At 60.7% G+C, this 16,922-nt stretch carries 14 protein-coding genes; 12 read left to right on the top strand and 2 right to left on the bottom strand.

Annotated features, from left to right (window positions below; genetic code table 11):
• Positions 1-14: 14 nt before the first annotated feature.
• From AKL25_RS18165 to AKL25_RS18120, 10 genes are all read left to right on the top strand, one after another.
• Complete coding sequence (locus AKL25_RS18165; protein ID WP_050479122.1) at positions 15-899, top strand: branched-chain amino acid ABC transporter permease; 885 nt, start codon at positions 15-17, stop codon at positions 897-899.
• 33 nt (positions 900-932) lie between these two features.
• Positions 933-1,913, top strand: a complete 981-nt coding sequence (locus tag AKL25_RS18160; protein ID WP_050479121.1) for a branched-chain amino acid ABC transporter permease — start codon at positions 933-935, stop codon at positions 1,911-1,913.
• Positions 1,914-2,073: 160 nt separating this feature from the next.
• Positions 2,074-4,077 (top strand): 3'-5' exonuclease, encoded by a 2,004-nt coding sequence (locus AKL25_RS18155; RefSeq protein ID WP_050479120.1) that lies wholly within the window; start codon positions 2,074-2,076, stop codon positions 4,075-4,077.
• 207 nt (positions 4,078-4,284) lie between these two features.
• Complete coding sequence (locus AKL25_RS18150; RefSeq protein WP_205627274.1) at positions 4,285-5,070, top strand: sulfite exporter TauE/SafE family protein; 786 nt, start codon at positions 4,285-4,287, stop codon at positions 5,068-5,070.
• A 249-nt stretch (positions 5,071-5,319) separates the two neighbouring features.
• Complete coding sequence (gene mnmG, locus AKL25_RS18145; protein WP_050479119.1) at positions 5,320-7,284, top strand: tRNA uridine-5-carboxymethylaminomethyl(34) synthesis enzyme MnmG; 1,965 nt, start codon at positions 5,320-5,322, stop codon at positions 7,282-7,284.
• A gap of 5 nt (positions 7,285-7,289) precedes the next feature.
• Entirely contained in the window at positions 7,290-7,958 is a 669-nt protein-coding gene (rsmG, locus tag AKL25_RS18140) for a 16S rRNA (guanine(527)-N(7))-methyltransferase RsmG (protein ID WP_050479118.1), read from the top strand.
• Positions 7,959-8,513 (top strand): lipocalin family protein, encoded by a 555-nt coding sequence (locus AKL25_RS18135; RefSeq protein ID WP_050479117.1) that lies wholly within the window; start codon positions 7,959-7,961, stop codon positions 8,511-8,513.
• A gap of 50 nt (positions 8,514-8,563) precedes the next feature.
• Positions 8,564-9,196 (top strand): leucine efflux protein LeuE, encoded by a 633-nt coding sequence (gene leuE, locus AKL25_RS18130; RefSeq protein ID WP_050479116.1) that lies wholly within the window; start codon positions 8,564-8,566, stop codon positions 9,194-9,196.
• Between the two features lie 58 nt (positions 9,197-9,254).
• Positions 9,255-10,025, top strand: a complete 771-nt coding sequence (locus AKL25_RS18125; protein WP_050479115.1) for a ParA family protein — start codon at positions 9,255-9,257, stop codon at positions 10,023-10,025.
• Between the two features lie 60 nt (positions 10,026-10,085).
• Positions 10,086-11,003 (top strand): ParB/RepB/Spo0J family partition protein, encoded by a 918-nt coding sequence (locus AKL25_RS18120; RefSeq protein WP_050479114.1) that lies wholly within the window; start codon positions 10,086-10,088, stop codon positions 11,001-11,003.
• A 71-nt stretch (positions 11,004-11,074) separates the two neighbouring features.
• Here AKL25_RS18120 and AKL25_RS18115 read toward each other — a convergent pair whose 3' ends face one another.
• Positions 11,075-12,070 carry a GlxA family transcriptional regulator gene (locus tag AKL25_RS18115; protein WP_050479113.1) on the bottom strand — a complete coding sequence of 332 codons (996 nt, stop codon included), beginning with the start codon at positions 12,068-12,070 and terminating at the stop codon, positions 11,075-11,077.
• 235 nt (positions 12,071-12,305) lie between these two features.
• On the opposite strand from AKL25_RS18115, the gene AKL25_RS18110 reads away from it, so the two are divergent.
• Positions 12,306-13,004, top strand: a complete 699-nt coding sequence (locus AKL25_RS18110) for a M24 family metallopeptidase (protein ID WP_050479112.1) — start codon at positions 12,306-12,308, stop codon at positions 13,002-13,004.
• A 75-nt stretch (positions 13,005-13,079) separates the two neighbouring features.
• Here the strand turns inward: AKL25_RS18110 and AKL25_RS18105 are convergent, their stop codons facing one another.
• On the bottom strand, positions 13,080-14,921 hold the full coding sequence (locus AKL25_RS18105; protein WP_050479111.1) for an ABC transporter ATP-binding protein: 1,842 nt from the start codon (positions 14,919-14,921) through the stop codon (positions 13,080-13,082).
• A 246-nt stretch (positions 14,922-15,167) separates the two neighbouring features.
• On the opposite strand from AKL25_RS18105, the gene AKL25_RS18100 reads away from it, so the two are divergent.
• Positions 15,168-16,910: an ABC transporter ATP-binding protein/permease gene (locus AKL25_RS18100; protein ID WP_050479110.1), complete on the top strand. Its 1,743-nt coding sequence runs from the start codon at positions 15,168-15,170 to the stop codon at positions 16,908-16,910.
• The last annotated feature ends 12 nt before the right edge of the window (positions 16,911-16,922 follow it).

Genomic DNA, 16,922 nt, shown 5'->3' with positions numbered 1-16,922 from the left:
ATGAATGAGTTTCTATGGAATTATTCGGCATACCCCTGCAAGCCTTGTTGAGCCAGCTGCTGCTGGGCCTCGTGAACGGCTCGTTCTACGCGATGCTGTCGCTGGGACTGGCGGTCATCTTCGGCCTGCTCAACGTGATCAACTTTGCACACGGCACCTTGTACATGCTCGGCGCGTTCGCCGCATGGATAGGGTTGACCTACTTCGGGATCAATTACTGGCTGATGCTGATACTGGCGCCGTTGATCGTGGGCCTGTTCGGCATCATCATCGAAAAGACCATGCTGCGCTGGCTCTACAAGCTGGACCATTTGTACGGTCTGCTGCTGACCTTCGGCATCACGCTGATGGTGGAAGGCATCTTCCGCTCGATTTACGGCGTGTCGGGACAACCGTATTCGGTCCCTGACGCCTTGCAAGGCGCAACCAACCTCGGCTTCATGGTGTTGCCGAATTATCGCGCCTGGGTCGTTCTGGCGTCGGTGGTGGTGTGTTTCTCGACCTGGTTCGTGATCGAGAAGACCCGTCTGGGCGCTTACCTGCGCGCCGGTACCGAGAATCCGAAACTGGTGGAAGCCTTCGGCATCAACGTGCCGCTGATGGTGACCCTGACCTACGGCTTCGGCGTGGCATTGGCGGCGTTTGCCGGCGTGCTGGCGGCGCCGGTGATCCAGGTGTCGCCGCTGATGGGTTCCAACCTGATCATCGTGGTGTTCGCGGTGGTGGTGATCGGCGGCATGGGCTCGATTCTCGGCTCCATCGTCACCGGTCTGGGCCTGGGCGTGGTCGAAGGTCTGACCCGCGTGTTCTATCCTGAATTGTCGGCAACCGTTGTGTTCATCATCATGGCCATCGTCCTGATGATTCGTCCTGCCGGTCTGTTCGGTAAAGAGAAATAAGGCGACGCCATGACTAATGCGATGAACAATCCAATGAGCAAGAAACTCTTTTACGCTGTGTTGCTGATCCTGGCACTGGCGGCGCCGTTCGGCCTGTATCCGGTGTTCCTGATGAAGATGCTGTGCTTTGCCTTGTTTGCCTGCGCCTTCAATCTGCTGATCGGCTATACCGGCTTGCTGTCCTTCGGCCATGCCGCTTTCTTCGGCGGCGCCGGTTACGTTGCCGGCCAGGCGATCAAGGCCTGGGGCGTGCCGACCGAAATCGGCTTGATCCTCGGCACCGCCACCGGCGCATTGATCGGTCTGGTGATGGGCCTGCTGGCAATTCGCCGCCAGGGCATCTACTTCACCATGATCACGCTGGCGCTGGCGCAGATGCTGTTTTTCGTGGCGCTGCAGGCGCCGTTCACCGGCGGCGAAGACGGCTTGCAAGGCATCCCGCGCGGCAAGCTGCTGGGCTTTATCGATCTGTCGAGCGACATGACTTTGTACTACGTCGTGCTGGCGATCGCGATTGCCGGCTTTGCGCTGATCGTGCGCACCATCAGCTCGCCGTTCGGCCAGGTGCTGAAGGCGATCAAGGAAAACGAACCGCGCGCCATCTCGCTGGGCTATGACGTTGACCGCTACAAGCTGCTGGCTTTCGTGCTGTCGGCAGCATTGACCGGCCTGGCCGGCTCGACCAAGGCGCTGGTGCTGGGCTTCGAAACGCTGACCGACGTGCACTGGAGCATGTCCGGCCTGGTCGTGCTGATGACTCTGGTCGGCGGCCTGGGCACCATCATCGGTCCTATCGTCGGCGCCGTGATCATCATCATGCTGGAGAACAAGCTGGGCGATATTGGTAATTGGCTCGCCGGCGTGACGCATATCGAATGGTTCAATACCCTGGGCGATTCGGTGACCATCGTTACCGGCTTCATCTTCATCGTCTGCGTGCTGGCCTTCCGCCGCGGCATCGTCGGTGAAATCCTGAACCTGATGGGCAAGCGTTCGCCGACTGCATCACACTAGCAAGTCCGCTCCGGCCGGCTTGCCGGCCAGGGTAAGCGCAGCAATCACTGCCGCCGCACAGTTCAGACTGTCCGGCGGCAGTTTTCATTGGAGGCCGGCCGGTTTGCTTGTACAGTGTCGCCACGCGCAATCATGCAGCAAATGTATTCCGGAGAATTGAATGGCAGTGCCCCAGACCGACGAGCAAACCGAGATTTTGAAGTGCCAGGCCCAGATCGTCATGATCGAGGCGGTTGCCGGCTCGGGTAAAACCACCACGCTGGCGATGCTGGTGAAGCAGGCGCTGACGAAGGGGCTGGGCGCGCATCAGATCCAATGCCTGTGTTTTTCGGAGGGCGCCAACAAGCGCTTCCGCGAAAAGCTGTACGAGGAGGGCGTCACCCGGCCGGTGCCGCTGAACACGGTCGAAGCGTATGCGCGCGAATGTCTGGCGCAACTGGGCGAAGCGCTGGCGCTGGAAAGAACCCGTTACTACGCGTCGGACGAAGAGCTGCGTCCGCATCTGGTCGCTGCGGCAAACAGCGTGCTGGCACGCTATGAGGGAAGAGCAGGGCGGATCGACAACGGCTTCGATTTTTCCTTCGAAAAAAACAGCGCCAACGCCGAGGAAATGTTCTCGCTGTTGTATCGTTTTAAAGCCAGTCTGGCCTCGCATCGTTTCCATGACGAAGAGCTGGATTATGACGATCTGGATCAGCTGGCGACGCAGTTCGGCACCCAGATCGAGGCGGTCGAAATCGGCATCGCCTATGAGCGCCAGCGGCAAACCTATCCCGGTGAATACAAATGGCGCAGCGCCGCCGATCTGGTGCCGGATCTGGTCGAGTTGCTGAGCAGTCATCCGTCGGCGCTGGAGATCCTCCCGGTCAAGGGCTTGTATCTGATCGACGAATGGCACGACATCAACGCGGCTGAATTCCGCTTGCTGCAGTTATTGCTAAGGGGAAAGAAACTGGTTGCCGTCGGCGATCGTTATCAAATTATCAATTCCGCGCGCGGCGCGGATATCGTCTATTCCACCGCCGGTTTTGAAATGGCGTTCCCGAATGCGCAGTACCTGCCGCTGGGGAAGTCCTACCGTTTCGGGACTTCGCTGTCCAAGCTGGCGCAGCGACTGACGGCGCGCAAATGCGCCTCGCATGAAGACCTGTACACCGAGATCAAGCGCCTGACTTACGACCCCACTTTGTCCGGAGATTGCGCCGCGAAAGTGACGCAGCAGGTGCAAGCCCTGGTGAAGGCGCGGGCCGATACGCGTTATTCCGACATCGCGATCATCGTGCGCGAGCCGGACCAGACCATCGAGATCGAAAACCTGCTGCTGGATCAGAACATCCCATACTACTGCGACGATATCGAGTCTTACCTGCACCGTCCCGAAATCCTGATGCTGCGCGGTCTGCTGCACATGGCGAGCAACTCGTTCGCGACGCTGCAAGGCGACAAGGAAAGCATCAAGCGCATGGTCATGGGATTTTCCCTGTATCTGCCGGTAGGGGAGTCGTCCGAAAACTGGGAGCGCGGTTACTTCGCCGAAGGCAGCTGGTTCGAGGAAGCGCAGCGGATGATTGCTGAGCAGCCGAACGCGCTCAAGGATTTTTTCGACGCCGTACTCTGCAAACCGCGCGATGCCGACGACGACATGGTGCTGCGCTGGAAGCAGCGCTTCACGGATGTCGTGCAAGAATTGCAAAAGCTGAACCAGGAGAGCAGTGCGGCGGAGTTGCTGAATTTCGCCAATCGCCATCTGTCCCTGGTCGACGCCACCAGCCGGGCCTTCATCAATCGCAGCCGGGCAACGTCGGCGGCAAAGTCGATCCAGACCTTCATCGCCTTTGCCTCGCGTCACCCGGAGATGAATGCGGCCGACTTCCTTGCCGAGTTGCACCGTCGCCAGCAAAAGGTGAGTAAGAACCGCAGCGCCATCCAGTCGCGCCGGCAGTTGACGCTGACGACCATCCAGGCAGCGAAAGGGCGGCAGTGGCCGCATGTGCTGGTGCCTTATCTGCAGCAGCATGAATTCCCGCGGCTGCGCGATATTGCCGAAGAGGTCCGCCATTTCTATGTCGCTATGACCCGGGCCATCTCCAGTCTGTCCTTGTTTGAGCCGGACGATGCGCATGCGGAGCAACGCAGCGTGTTGATGAACCGCGTACGCAAGTAAGTTCGGAAGTAAGCCCGGCGGCGTCGGGCGATGTGCCGCCCGATGCGTCATGGGAGTGGAGAAGCCTGCGTCGCAGGAGTAGAATACTTGTCGCTCTGACAGTGCGGTCGGTTTGCCTCGCGGTCATTCAATTTCCCTTCTCCCGTTTGCGAAAGTCTCCGATGTCGTCGTTTTCCCCGCGCTGTACCTTTGTGCCGGCAGGTGCCCATGTTTGATTTCGTGCCTGTTCTCTTTTCCAATTATGTGATTCTCTGCATCGCCGCCTTCATTGCCGGCCTGGTGGATGCGGTGGTCGGCGGCGGCGGCCTGGTGCTGGTTCCGGCGCTGTTTTCGGTATTTCCCAACCTGGCTCCGGCGACGCTGCTCGGCACCAACAAGGTCGCCGGCGTGATGGGCACCAGTGCCGCAGCGATCAATTTCGCCCGCAAGGTGCGCATCCATTGGGCGGCAGCCGCACCTGCCGCGCTGGCGGCATTTGCCTTGTCGTTCTCCGGCGCCTATCTGGTGACGCATGTCCCGACCGAGCTGATGCGCAAGGCTTTGCCTTTCGTCTTGCTGGCGGTGGCTATCTATACCTTGAAGAAGAAGGATTTCGGGCAGACGCACGCGCCCCTGTTGTCCGGCGGCAAGGAAACCTTGTTCGCCATATTGATCGGCGCCGGCGTGGGTTTCTATGACGGCTTGTTCGGCCCGGGCACCGGCAGCTTCCTGGTGTTCTTGTTCGTGCGCGTATTTGGCTATGACTTCCTGCGCGCGTCGGCAGTATCCAAGGTCGTCAATATCGCGACCAATCTGGCGGCGCTGGTCTGGTTCTCGTACAGCGGCCACGTACTCTGGCAATTGGGATTGCTGATGGCGGTCTTTAATATTGCCGGTTCATTGGTCGGCACCAAACTCGCCATCAAACACGGTAGCGGATTTGTGCGCAGACTTTTCTTGTTCGTGGTGAGCGCGTTGATCTTGAAGACGACTTACGATGCGTTCCTGAAATGAGGATGGCATAACCCCGCGATTGTTTCACGTGAAACAATCGCGGGGGGAATATGAGGGCGATGAAAAAGGAAGCTGAGGCTTCCTTTTTTATTGGGTGTGATTTGACGAAGATCCGCCCATGCATGCCCAAACTGTTTCACGTGAAACAAAAAACGTGACTAAAAAGGGAATAACAGGGGTAGGGTCTGATACCCATCCGAAAAAGACTTTATAATCTCGCCTCTGTTCACCGTCTCCACGAGGCGCATTATGCTATTTCCCACACAATTTGATGTCATCGTCGTCGGCGGCGGCCACGCCGGAACCGAAGCCGCATTGGCATCCGCCCGCATGGGCCAAACTACATTGCTGTTGACGCACAACATCGAGACCCTCGGTCAGATGTCCTGCAATCCTTCCATCGGCGGCATCGGTAAAGGCCATCTGGTCAAGGAAGTCGACGCCATGGGCGGGGCGATGGCGATTGCGACCGACGAGGCGGGCATCCAATTCCGTATCCTCAATTCATCCAAGGGCCCGGCTGTCCGCGCCACGCGCGCCCAGGCCGACCGCATCCTGTACAAGCAAGCGATCCGCTCGCGCCTGGAAAATCAGCCGAATCTGTGGCTGTTCCAGCAGGCGGTGGACGACCTGATGGTCGAAGGCGACCGCGTGATCGGCGCCGTGACGCAGGCCGGGATCAAGTTTGCGGGCAGGGCGGTGGTGCTGACCGCCGGTACTTTCCTCGACGGGAAGATCCACGTCGGCCTGAATAATTACTCCGCCGGCCGCGCCGGCGACCCGCCGGCCATCTCGCTCTCGGCCCGCCTGAAAGAACTCAAGCTGCCGCAAGGCCGCCTGAAGACCGGTACGCCGCCGCGCATCGACGGCCGCAGTATCGATTTTTCGGTACTGGAAGAGCAACCGGGCGATCTCGATCCGATCCCGGTGTTCTCGGTGATGGGCAATGTCGGCATGCATCCGGCACAAATGCCGTGCTGGATCACCCATACCAACACCCAGACCCACGACATCATCCGCGCCGGTCTCGACCGCAGCCCGATGTACACCGGCGTGATCGAAGGCGTCGGTCCGCGCTATTGCCCGTCGATTGAAGACAAGATCCACCGCTTCTCGGGCAAGGATTCGCACCAGATCTATCTGGAACCGGAAGGCCTGACGACCAACGAGTTCTACCCCAACGGCATCTCCACCAGCCTGCCGTTCGACGTGCAGCTGGCGCTGGTGCGCTCGATGCGCGGCATGGAAAACGCCCATATCCTGCGTCCCGGCTACGCCATCGAGTACGACTACTTCGATCCGCGCGGCCTCAAGTCTTCGCTGGAAACCCGGCAAATCCAGGGCTTGTTCTTCGCCGGCCAGATCAACGGCACCACCGGCTACGAAGAAGCCGCCGCCCAGGGCATGCTGGCCGGCCTCAACGCCGCGCTGCAAACACAGGGCAAGGAGAGCTGGACCCCGCGCCGCGACGAGGCTTACCTCGGTGTGCTGGTCGACGACCTGATTACCCAGGGCGTGCAAGAGCCTTACCGCATGTTCACCAGCCGTGCCGAATATCGCCTGAGTCTGCGCGAAGATAACGCCGACTTGCGTCTCACCGAAATCGGCCGCCAGCTCGGCTGCGTCGGCGACGCCCAATGGGAAATGTTCGAGAAAAAACGCGAAGCTGTTGCACGTGAAATGGAACGCCTGAAATCCACCTGGGTGAATCCGCGCATCCTCGCCGACGCCGAAGCCGAACGCGTGCTGGGCAAAGCCATCGAGCGCGAATACAACCTGGTCGATCTGCTGCGCCGTCCAAACGTGACTTACGACAGCCTGATGACCCTGACCGGCGCCGACGGCCAGGCGCTGGCCGGCCCCGGCGTCGCCGACGATCCGGTGCGCGAACAGATCGAGATCCAGATCAAGTACGCCGGCTACATCGACCGCCAGGCCAAGGAAATCGGCCGCCAGGAACACAACGAAAGCCTGAAGCTGCCGGCCGACCTCGATTACATGGACGTCAAAGCCCTGTCGATCGAAGTGCGCCAGAAGCTCAATAAGCACAAGCCGGAAACCCTCGGCCAGGCGTCGCGCATTTCCGGCGTGACGCCGGCGGCGCTGTCCCTGCTGCTGGTCCACCTGAAAAAAGGCGGCCTGAAAAATGCAGCCGATCAGGCTGCTGATTCTGCAGAGACCCCAGACTCCGACAACCACAATCAGGCGGCCTGAGTATTTTGAACACGACTACCAATACATCCCCCGACACCAAACTGGCCGACACCCTGAGCGCCGGCGCCGCAGCCCTCGGCCTTGCGCTCAGCGCCGCCCAGCAGCAGAAACTGCTGGCCTACCTCGCGCTCATGGCGAAGTGGAACCGCACCTACAACCTGACCGCCCTGCGCGACCCGGCGCAAATGATGACGCATCATTTGCTGGACTCGCTGGCCGTGGTCAAGGCCTTCGACGGCGCCGCCAATGTGCTGGACGTCGGCGCCGGCGGCGGTTTGCCGGGCATCGTGCTGGCCATCTGGGCAGCCGAGGCGCAGCCGGACATGCGGGTTTCCATGATCGATACGGTGCACAAGAAAACCGCCTTCCTGACGCAAGCCAAGGCGGAGTTGCAATTGAGCAATGTGTCGGTTTATACCGCTCGCGTTGAACAGTTGCAGGTTGAGCAACTATTCGATGTGATTACTTCGCGCGCGTTTGCGGAACTCAACGACTTCGTTAACTGGTCGAATCATCTGCTGCAAGCCGGCGGTCATTACATCGCGCTCAAAGGCGTGATGCCGCAGGATGAAATTGCCCGTCTTCCGGAAGGATGGAAAGTCGCCCGCACCGAAGCCTTGCAGGTGCCCGGTCTGGACGCCGAACGCCATCTGATCTTCATTGAAAGGTCTTGAATGAATACCCTGCTTGCCCGTCGTTTGCTTTCTTCCCTGACGCTGGTCTGCGCCGCTGCTGCGGCATTGCCGGCCATGGCGCAGGAAGTCGTCACCGTACCGTCGGTGGACCTCAAACGCTACGTCGGCAAGTGGTATGAAATCGCGCGCTTTCCCAACAGCTTCCAGAAAAAATGCATCGCCAACGTGACGGCGGAATATCGCGCACGCCCTGACGGCGATGTCGATGTCATCAACCGCTGCAAGGTGGAAGGCGGCGTGCTCGACCAGGCCGACGGCCTGGCGCGTGTCATTGAAGGCAGCAGCAACGCCAAACTGCAAGTGCGCTTTGCACCGGCCTGGCTGGCATGGTTCCCGCTGGTGTGGGGCGACTACTGGATCATCGATCTGGATCCGGAGTATTCCGTCGCCACCGTCGGCACGCCGTCGCGCGATTATCTGTGGATCTTGTCGCGCAAGCCGGCGCTGTCGACCGCGGAATACGAAGCGGCGGTGAACAACGCCACCAAGCAGGGCTTTGATACGTCGAAGCTGGTCAAGACGCCGCAGCAGTAACCGCAGTAACGATCACGTACAACGTAATACAGCGACAACGAGGAGACATCATGCAAGCATTGTTTCATACCATGGGCATCACCGACGTCTGGCAACTGGTCGCTGCGACCGTGGTGTTCCTGATGCTGCCGGGCCCCGGCACGTTCTGCGTGCTGACCTGTTCGGCCAAGCATGGTTTGCGCGGCGGCTTTGCCGCGATTGCCGGGCTGATGCTGGGCGATATCGTGCTGATGTTCCTGGCGGCGATCGGCGTGGCTGCGCTGTTGCACGCAAATCCCTTGCTGTTCAAGGGAATGCAATATATCGGCGCGGCGTATCTTGCCTATCTCGGCGCGCGCCTGCTGTTCGCCAGGGAAGAGGGCGGATCTTCGGTGGTGCCGTTTTCGAACATGGCGGATTTCCGCCGCGGCTTTTTCGTGACCTTGATGAATCCGAAGGCGATCGTGTTTTACATGGCCTTCTTTCCGCTGTTCATCGACCCGGCGACGCAGCAGGGCGCGGCGACTTTCCTCACCATGGGCGCGGTAATTTGCACTTGCACCCTGATCTATGGCAGTCTGCTGGTCCTGGCAGGAAACGCCGCGGCAAAGCGCCTGGCGCACAACCGCACGATCGCCAGGCTGGCGTCGCGGGCGGCAGGTATTTTCCTGATCGGTTTCGGCATCAAACTGAGCACTCACTGAACACAAGCAGCATTGCATCAACCCTGAGCACCAACGGAACATTCACTAAAAAGAACCTATGGCTAAAATCTTTTGCGTTGCGAATCAAAAAGGCGGCGTCGGTAAAACCACCACAGCAGTCAATCTCGCCGCCGGTCTGGCGCAGCACAATCAGCGCGTGCTGCTGGCCGACCTCGATCCGCAGGGCAATGCGACCATGGGTTCCGGCATCAACAAGGCCGAGCTGCAGGGTTCGATCTATGAAGTGCTGCTCGGCATGTCCGACATCAAGAGCGTGCGCAAGCGTTCCGAAAGCGGCAATTTCGACGTGCTGCCCGCCAACCGCGAACTGGCCGGCGCCGAAGTCGAAATGGTCGAACTCGACAACCGCGAGAAGCGACTGAAAGACGCCTTCGCCGCCGTCGCCGACGACTACGATTTCATCCTCATCGATTGCCCGCCGGCGCTGTCGCTGCTGACCTTGAACGGCCTGTGCTCGGCGCACGGCGTGGTGATCCCGATGCAGTGCGAATACTATGCGCTGGAAGGTTTGTCCGACCTCGTCAACACCATCAAGAAAGTGCACGCCAAGCTCAATCCCGATCTCAAGATCATCGGCTTGCTGCGCGTCATGTTCGACCCGCGCATGACACTGTCGCAGCAGGTCTCCGACCAGCTCGAGCAGCATTTCGGCGACAAGGTATTCAAGACCGTCATCCCGCGCAACGTGCGTCTGGCGGAAGCGCCGTCCTACGGCATGCCGGGCGTGAATTTCGACGCGGCATCGAAGGGCGCGCAGGCGTATATCGCGTTCGGCGCAGAAATGGTCGAACGCATCAAGACGCTATGATCGTTATAAACGATATAAATAATTTCAGTAATCAGCACTTCAGAAACAGGTAGGTAAAAGATGGCAACCAAAAAATCAAAAGGCCTCGGCCGCGGTCTCGACGCACTGCTCGGCGGATCTTCCGACATGACCGAAGACGAGCCGGTGGTCGCTGGTTCGCCATCGGTGATGCCGGTCACGGATCTGCAGGCCGGCAAGTATCAGCCGCGCAGCCGCATGGACGAGGGCGCGCTCAACGAGCTCGCTGCATCGATCAAGGAACAGGGCCTGCTGCAACCGATTTTGATTCGCTCCATCGGCCAGAACAACGGCAAGGACATCTACGAAATCATCGCCGGCGAGCGCCGCTTCCGTGCCGCCAAGATTGCCGGCCTGACCGAAGTGCCGGTGCTGGTGAAGAACGTCGACGATCAGACCACCGCCGCCATGGCGCTGATCGAAAACATGCAGCGCGAAGACCTGAATCCGCTGGAAGAAGCGCAGGGTATCCATCGCCTCATCACCGATTTCAACTTCACGCACGAACAAGCTGCGGTCGCCGTCGGCCGCTCGCGCAGCGCAGTATCCAACCTGTTGCGTTTGCTGAACCTGGCCAAGCCGGTGCAGACCATGCTGATGGCCGGCGATATCGACATGGGCCACGCACGCGCTTTGCTGGCCGTCGACTCCGCCACCCAGATCAATCTGGCGAACCAGGTCGTGGCCAAGCGCATGTCGGTGCGCGAAGCCGAAAAGCTGGTGGTGCGTACGACTGCCGAACAAGCCGCATCGAACAAGCCTCATGGTAACGGCAATGGCGGCAAGGAAAAATCGCGCGATATCGCGCGCCTGGAAGAAGAACTGTCCGACATCCTGGCCACGCAGGTGTCGATCAAGACCGGCGCCAAGAACAAGGGCCAGCTCATCATCAGCTTTGCCGGGCTCGACGCGCTCGACGGCGTGATCGCGCGCCTGCGCGGCGAAGCGGTTGAACAATAAGAAGTGAGCAGTAAGCACTAAGCAGTAAGCAGCTCAACGCGCACCGGCTGCATGCCGGTCGCGCCCGCAGCTCAATCCTCCGCTGCAGCCGCAGCGTCGAACTCCACTTTTCCGGAAGAAAAATTATCGCGGTACTGCTGCGCGCTGATCCCCAGCCGCCGCTGGAACACCACGCGCATGTGGCTCGCATCGCGGAAGCCGCAACGGTAAGCCACCGTCTTCAGCGGCGCCGCTGAACTCTCCAGCATCACACGCGCCGCATCGACGCGCGCACTCTCGATGAATTCCGCCGGCGTCATGCGTGCATCGCGGGCGAACACGCGCGCGAAATTGCGCGGGCTGCTGGCGACCACTTTCGCCAGCACGTCGACGCTGAGCTTGTCCTGCAAATGTTCGCGCACGTAATGCTGCACCTGGCCGACCAGCGACATCTCTTCGGCGTAGGGTGTGAGATAAGGACTGAACTGCGATTGCCCGCCGCTGCGTTGCATGAACACCACCAGCCGCTTGGCGACATTGAGCGCGACTTCCTGCCCCATGTCTTCCGCCAGCAGCGCCAGCGACAGATCGATGCCGGCAGTCACGCCGGCGGACGTCACCAGTTTGCCATCGCGCAGATAGATGCGATCGGCGTCGACTTCGACATCGGGGAAATCGCGCGCCAGCGCCGCCGCATCGTTCCAATGCGTGGTCACGCGCTTGCCGCTCAACAGCCCGGCGCGCGCCAGCAGGAATGCGCCATTGCAGATCGAGCCATATCGCCCGGCCCGTTGCGCGGCCTCGATCAGCCAGTCGCTCAACGCCGCATCGCGCGCATGTTGCGGCAGCGCCGGGCCGCCGGCTACCAGCAGCAGATCGACGGCATCATCAGCTTCGCTGTAATGCCGGTGCGGCACGATCTGCATGCCGTTGGAACAGGCAATCGCATCACGCGTGCTGCCGACTACCTGCAGATGATAGTGCTGCTGCGGCAGCAAAAAGCGATTGGCTTCGGCGAATACATCCAGCGGGCCGGAAACATCCAGCGCCTGAACTCCGGGAAACACCAGCAGGGCGACAGTAGGCATGGCAGATGATGGTGAAGAAGCGTGAGGAAACGGTTAGATGCAGAAGCGCACAGAAGCATCATAGCGCCGTGGTTGCCTTCGCGTGGCCCCAAAGCTGTCCGTGGCAGAAAAACGCCGCAGGATGGCTGTCAACGCGTCCTCGCGGCGCTGTCTTTGCTGTGCGCCGCCGCCGATAATTTTCTCCATCGGGGACGTGCATGGTGTGCGTTCTTTTGCACACTCTTCAGGAGAACACATGAACACTTCAACCGCCACCATGGAGACCGGCGATGCCGAGCGGATCGGCCCTGCTTTTTCCGTCGACGGCATGCTCGCCGCGCGCAACAAGACGCGCCAGGCAATCCGCGACATCGCTGCACGGGTCAAGCCCGGCATGGTGGAAGAAGACGCCGTCGCCATGGCCAGACAAGTCCTGATCGACGCCGGCCTCGCACTGAGCTGGCATCCGACCCGCGTGCGCTTCGGCCGCAACACCATCAAGCCGATGCGCCAGGCGTCCGCGCCCGGCGTGGTGCTGCAGGAGAACGACATCTTTTTCATCGACATTGCGCCGCGCCATGACGCGTGGGAAGGCGACGGCGGCGCTGCCTTCGTCGTCGGCAACCAGGACGATTACGCACGCTGCGCGCAAGATGCCGAAGCCGTGTTTCACGCCGCACGACGCGCCTGGAGCGAGCAGCGGCTGAGCGGCGAAGCGCTGTATGCCTTCGCCGAACAGGAAGCGCGCAAGCGCGGTTGGGAATTGAGTTTCGATTTGCCGGGACACCGTGTTTCGGATTTTCCGCATGCGGCGATCCACACCGGATCGCTGGCGGAATTCGACGGCGTGCCGTCGGCGATGCGCTGGATCCTGGAGATCCATTTGCGCCATCCTGATCATACCTACGGGGCCTTCTTCGAAGACATGCTGCTGGAAGACAGTTACTACGTCTGACTCGCCTCTGGCTCACCGCGGACCAAGGCGCCCGCTACGCACCGTGATCGATGCGTAGCGGACAAACTCATTGAATCAGGCCTCTTCGCCCAGGAAACCGCCGCTCTGATGCGACCACAGGCGCGCATACAAGCCGTTGTGCGCCAGCAGTTCCTGATGGCTGCCTTGCTCGACGATGCGACCCTGGTCGAGCACGATCAGCCGGTCCATTGCTGCGATGGTCGACAGGCGGTGGGCGATGGCGACCACGGTCTTACCTTCCATGAGGCGATACAGACTCTCCTGGATGGCCGCTTCCACTTCCGAATCGAGCGCGCTGGTGGCTTCATCCAGCAGCAGGATAGGCGCGTCCTTCAACATCACGCGTGCGATCGCGATGCGCTGGCGCTGGCCGCCGGACAGCTTGACCCCGCGCTCGCCGACGTGGGCGTCGTAGCCCTTGCGGCCATGCGCATCGGCCAGTGTGCCGATGAAGTCGTGCGCTTCGGCGCGGCGCGCGGCAGCGACCATGTCGTCGTCGCCGGCGTCGGGACGGCCATACAAAATGTTGTCGCGCACCGAGCGATGCAGCAACGAGGTATCCTGCGTCACCATGCCGACCTGCGCGCGCAGGCTGTCTTGCGTGACATGCGCGATGTCCTGCCCGTCGATTAGCACGCGACCTTGCTCGACATCGTAAAAACGCAGCAGCAGATTGACGATGGTCGACTTGCCGGCGCCGGAGCGTCCGACCAGGCCGATCTTTTCGCCGGGCCGGATGTTCAGGTTCAGCTTGTCGATCACCTGGCGCGCGTCGGGACCGGTGGCGCCGTAGGCGAAGCTGACGTCTTCAAAACGCAGTTCGCCGCGCTTCACCTGCAAGGGTTGCGCGTCCGGCAAATCCTTCACCTCATGCGCGCGCGACAGCGTGTTGATGCCGTCCTGCACGGTGCCGACGTGTTCGAACAGCGCCGCCATTTCCCACATGACCCAATGCGCGATGCCGTTCAGGCGCAGCGCCATGGCGGTGGCGGCGGCGACCGCGCCGATGCCGACCTGGCCTTGCGTCCACAGCCACAGCGCGACGCCGGCGGTCGACAGGATCAGCACCATGTTGAGCGAATGGTTGACGATCTCGAAGCCGCTGACCAGACGCATCTGGCGATTCACCGTGAGCAGGAAATCCTGCATCGCGCTGCGCGCATAACCGGCTTCGCGGCCGGCATGCGAAAACAGTTTGACGGTGGCGATGTTGGTGTAGGCATCGGTGATGCGCCCGGTCATCGTCGAACGCGCGTCGGCCTGGTTGCGAGCCACCTTCGACAGGCGCGGCACGAAGTAGCGCAGCGCCGCCATGTACAGCACCAGCCAGCCGAAGAAGGGCAGCAGCATCCACAGGTCGAAGTTGCCGACCACCGCCGCCATGGTGACGAAGTAGATCATCACGAACACCAGGATGTCGCCCATGATCATGCACACGTCGCGCACCGCGAGCGCGGTCTGCATCACCTTGGCGGCAACGCGCCCGGCGAATTCGTCCTGATAGAAACTCATGCTCTGGTTGAGCATCAGGCGATGGAATTTCCAGCGCAGCATCATCGGGAAAGCGCCTGCCAGCGTCTGATGCTTGAAGAAAGTCTGCAAGGCGATCAGCACCGGGCTGCCGATCAGCACCACGGCCAGCCAGATCAGGCTGCTGCGTTCCTGCGTCCACAATTGCGACGGCTCGATGTGGCTGAGCCAGTCGACGATGCGGCCCATCATGGCAAACAGCAGCGCTTCAAACGCGCCGATGATCGCAGTCAGCGTCGTCATCGCGACGATGTAGCGGCGCAGACCCTTGGTACAGGCCCAGATGAAAGCGGCGAAGCCGCGCGGCGGCGGCTTGGGAATATTGTCAGGGTAGGGGTGAACCAGTTTTTCAAACCATGCGAGCATGCCATCTCCAAAATGTCGCCATGAGGACCGATGCGCGCGGATAGCAAATCATGCGGACAAGCACCGGTGCGGCGAAGAACAGAGATTCTAACCCGTTCACCAAAACAGGGCGGGTAGCTTGCTGCAGGCTGACGAACATCGCCGGCCGGCACACGGTTGCACTTGGTTGCATTTATTCCAAAGCCGAAATCTCCCGGATTGCTTATCATCGCAGATGATCTTGCACAGAACCCTTCCGGAATTCACATGACAGCCAACAAGAAAAAAGCCTTCGACCGCCGCGCCATCTGGCAACTCATCAAACCGTACTGGATCTCGGAAGAACGCTGGAAGGCCTGGGGCCTGCTGGCGGTCATCATCGCGCTGGTGCTGGTCATGGTCTACATCAACGTGCTCTTCACCGACTGGAATCGCACCATGTACGACTCCATCCAGAACAAGGACTACGTTGCTTTCAAGCGCCTGCTCTGGCAATTCTGCTATCTTGCTTTTCCGTACATCATCGTCGCCACCGCGCGTGTCTACCTGACGCAGTCGCTGCAGATCCGCTGGCGCAGCTGGATGACCGACAAGTACATGGCCAAGTGGCTGGCGCATCAGGCCTACTACCGCATGGAGCAGGGCCACATCGCCGACAACCCCGACCAGCGTATCGCCGAAGATCTGCGCTCGCTGACATCGAGCACGATCAGCCTGGTGCTGGGTTTCATTTCCAGCGCCGTGACGCTGGTGTCCTTCGTCGGCATCCTGTGGGCCATCAGCGGCCCGGTGTCATTCGCCCTGATGAACCATGAGTGGATCATTCCCGGCTACATGGTGTGGTTCGCCATCGCCTACGCGGGCGTCGGGTCGTGGATCATCTGGTGGATCGGCAAACCGCTGGTCTCGCAAAGTTTCAACCAGGAGCGCTTCGAGGCGAACTATCGTTTCGGCCTGATCCGCATCCGCGAACATGCGGAAGCAATTGCGCTGTATCGCGGCGAGCGGCGCGAACGCGGCGAACTCAATCTGCGTTTCGAAGACATCCGTCAAAACTGGTGGGCCATCATGCGCACCACCAAGAGCCTGAATATCGCGGTTAATTTCTACGCTCAGTTCGCCAACATTTTCCCGTTGCTGGTGGCGGCACCGCGCTACTTTTCCGGCGCCATCACCCTGGGCGCGCTGATGCAGATCAGCAGCGCTTTCGGCCAGGTACAGGACGCCTTGTCATGGTTCATCAATACCTTCACCACGCTGGCCGACTGGAAGGCCAGCATCAACCGTCTGGCCGGTTTCAATCTCGCCGTGGAGCAGGCGCAGAAACAGCCCGCCAGCATCTCGGTGGAACGCAACAACGTCGGCGCCATCCTGCTCGACAAGGTTGACCTCGCGCTGCCTGACGGCAGCGTGCTGATCGGCGACGTCAACGGTGCGATCCATGCCGGCGAGCGCATCCTGGTCAGCGGTCCTTCCGGTTGCGGCAAGTCGACGCTGTTCCGCGCGATTGCCGGCATCTGGCCGTATGGCGGCGGCGACATCCAGATCCCGCACAAGAGCAAACTGATGTTCGTGCCGCAAGCCAGCTATCTGCCGATCGGCACGCTGCGCTCGGCGCTGGCGTATCCGGCAGATGACGGCGCCTATACCGATCTGGCGATGTGCCATTACCTCGACCTGTGCCGCCTGTCGCATCTCAAGGGGCAGCTCGACGTCTACAACAACTGGGGCAACCGCCTGTCGCCCGGCGAGCAGCAACGGCTGGCGTTTGCGCGCGTATTCCTCACGCGTCCGGAAGTGGTTTTCCTCGACGAAGCCAGCAGCGCCATGGACGGCGAAACCGAAGAGGCGCTGTATTCGCTGCTGCAGGAAGAGCTGCCGCAGTCTGCCATCGTCAGCATCGCCCATCGTGAAACCGTGGCGCGCTATCACCAGCAGCGCTGGCATTTTTCGAATCGCAACAACGTGGCGGGCGACAACATCAGCCGCCTCAGCATTCAGCCGCTTTAACCACATCCGTCA

The organism is Herbaspirillum rhizosphaerae (assembly GCF_001189965.1).
In the GTDB taxonomy this organism is placed as follows: domain Bacteria; phylum Pseudomonadota; class Gammaproteobacteria; order Burkholderiales; family Burkholderiaceae_D; genus Herbaspirillum; species Herbaspirillum rhizosphaerae.
Note: the sequence above shows the minus strand (reverse complement) of the source record. Positions and strands in the feature narration are given on the sequence as shown.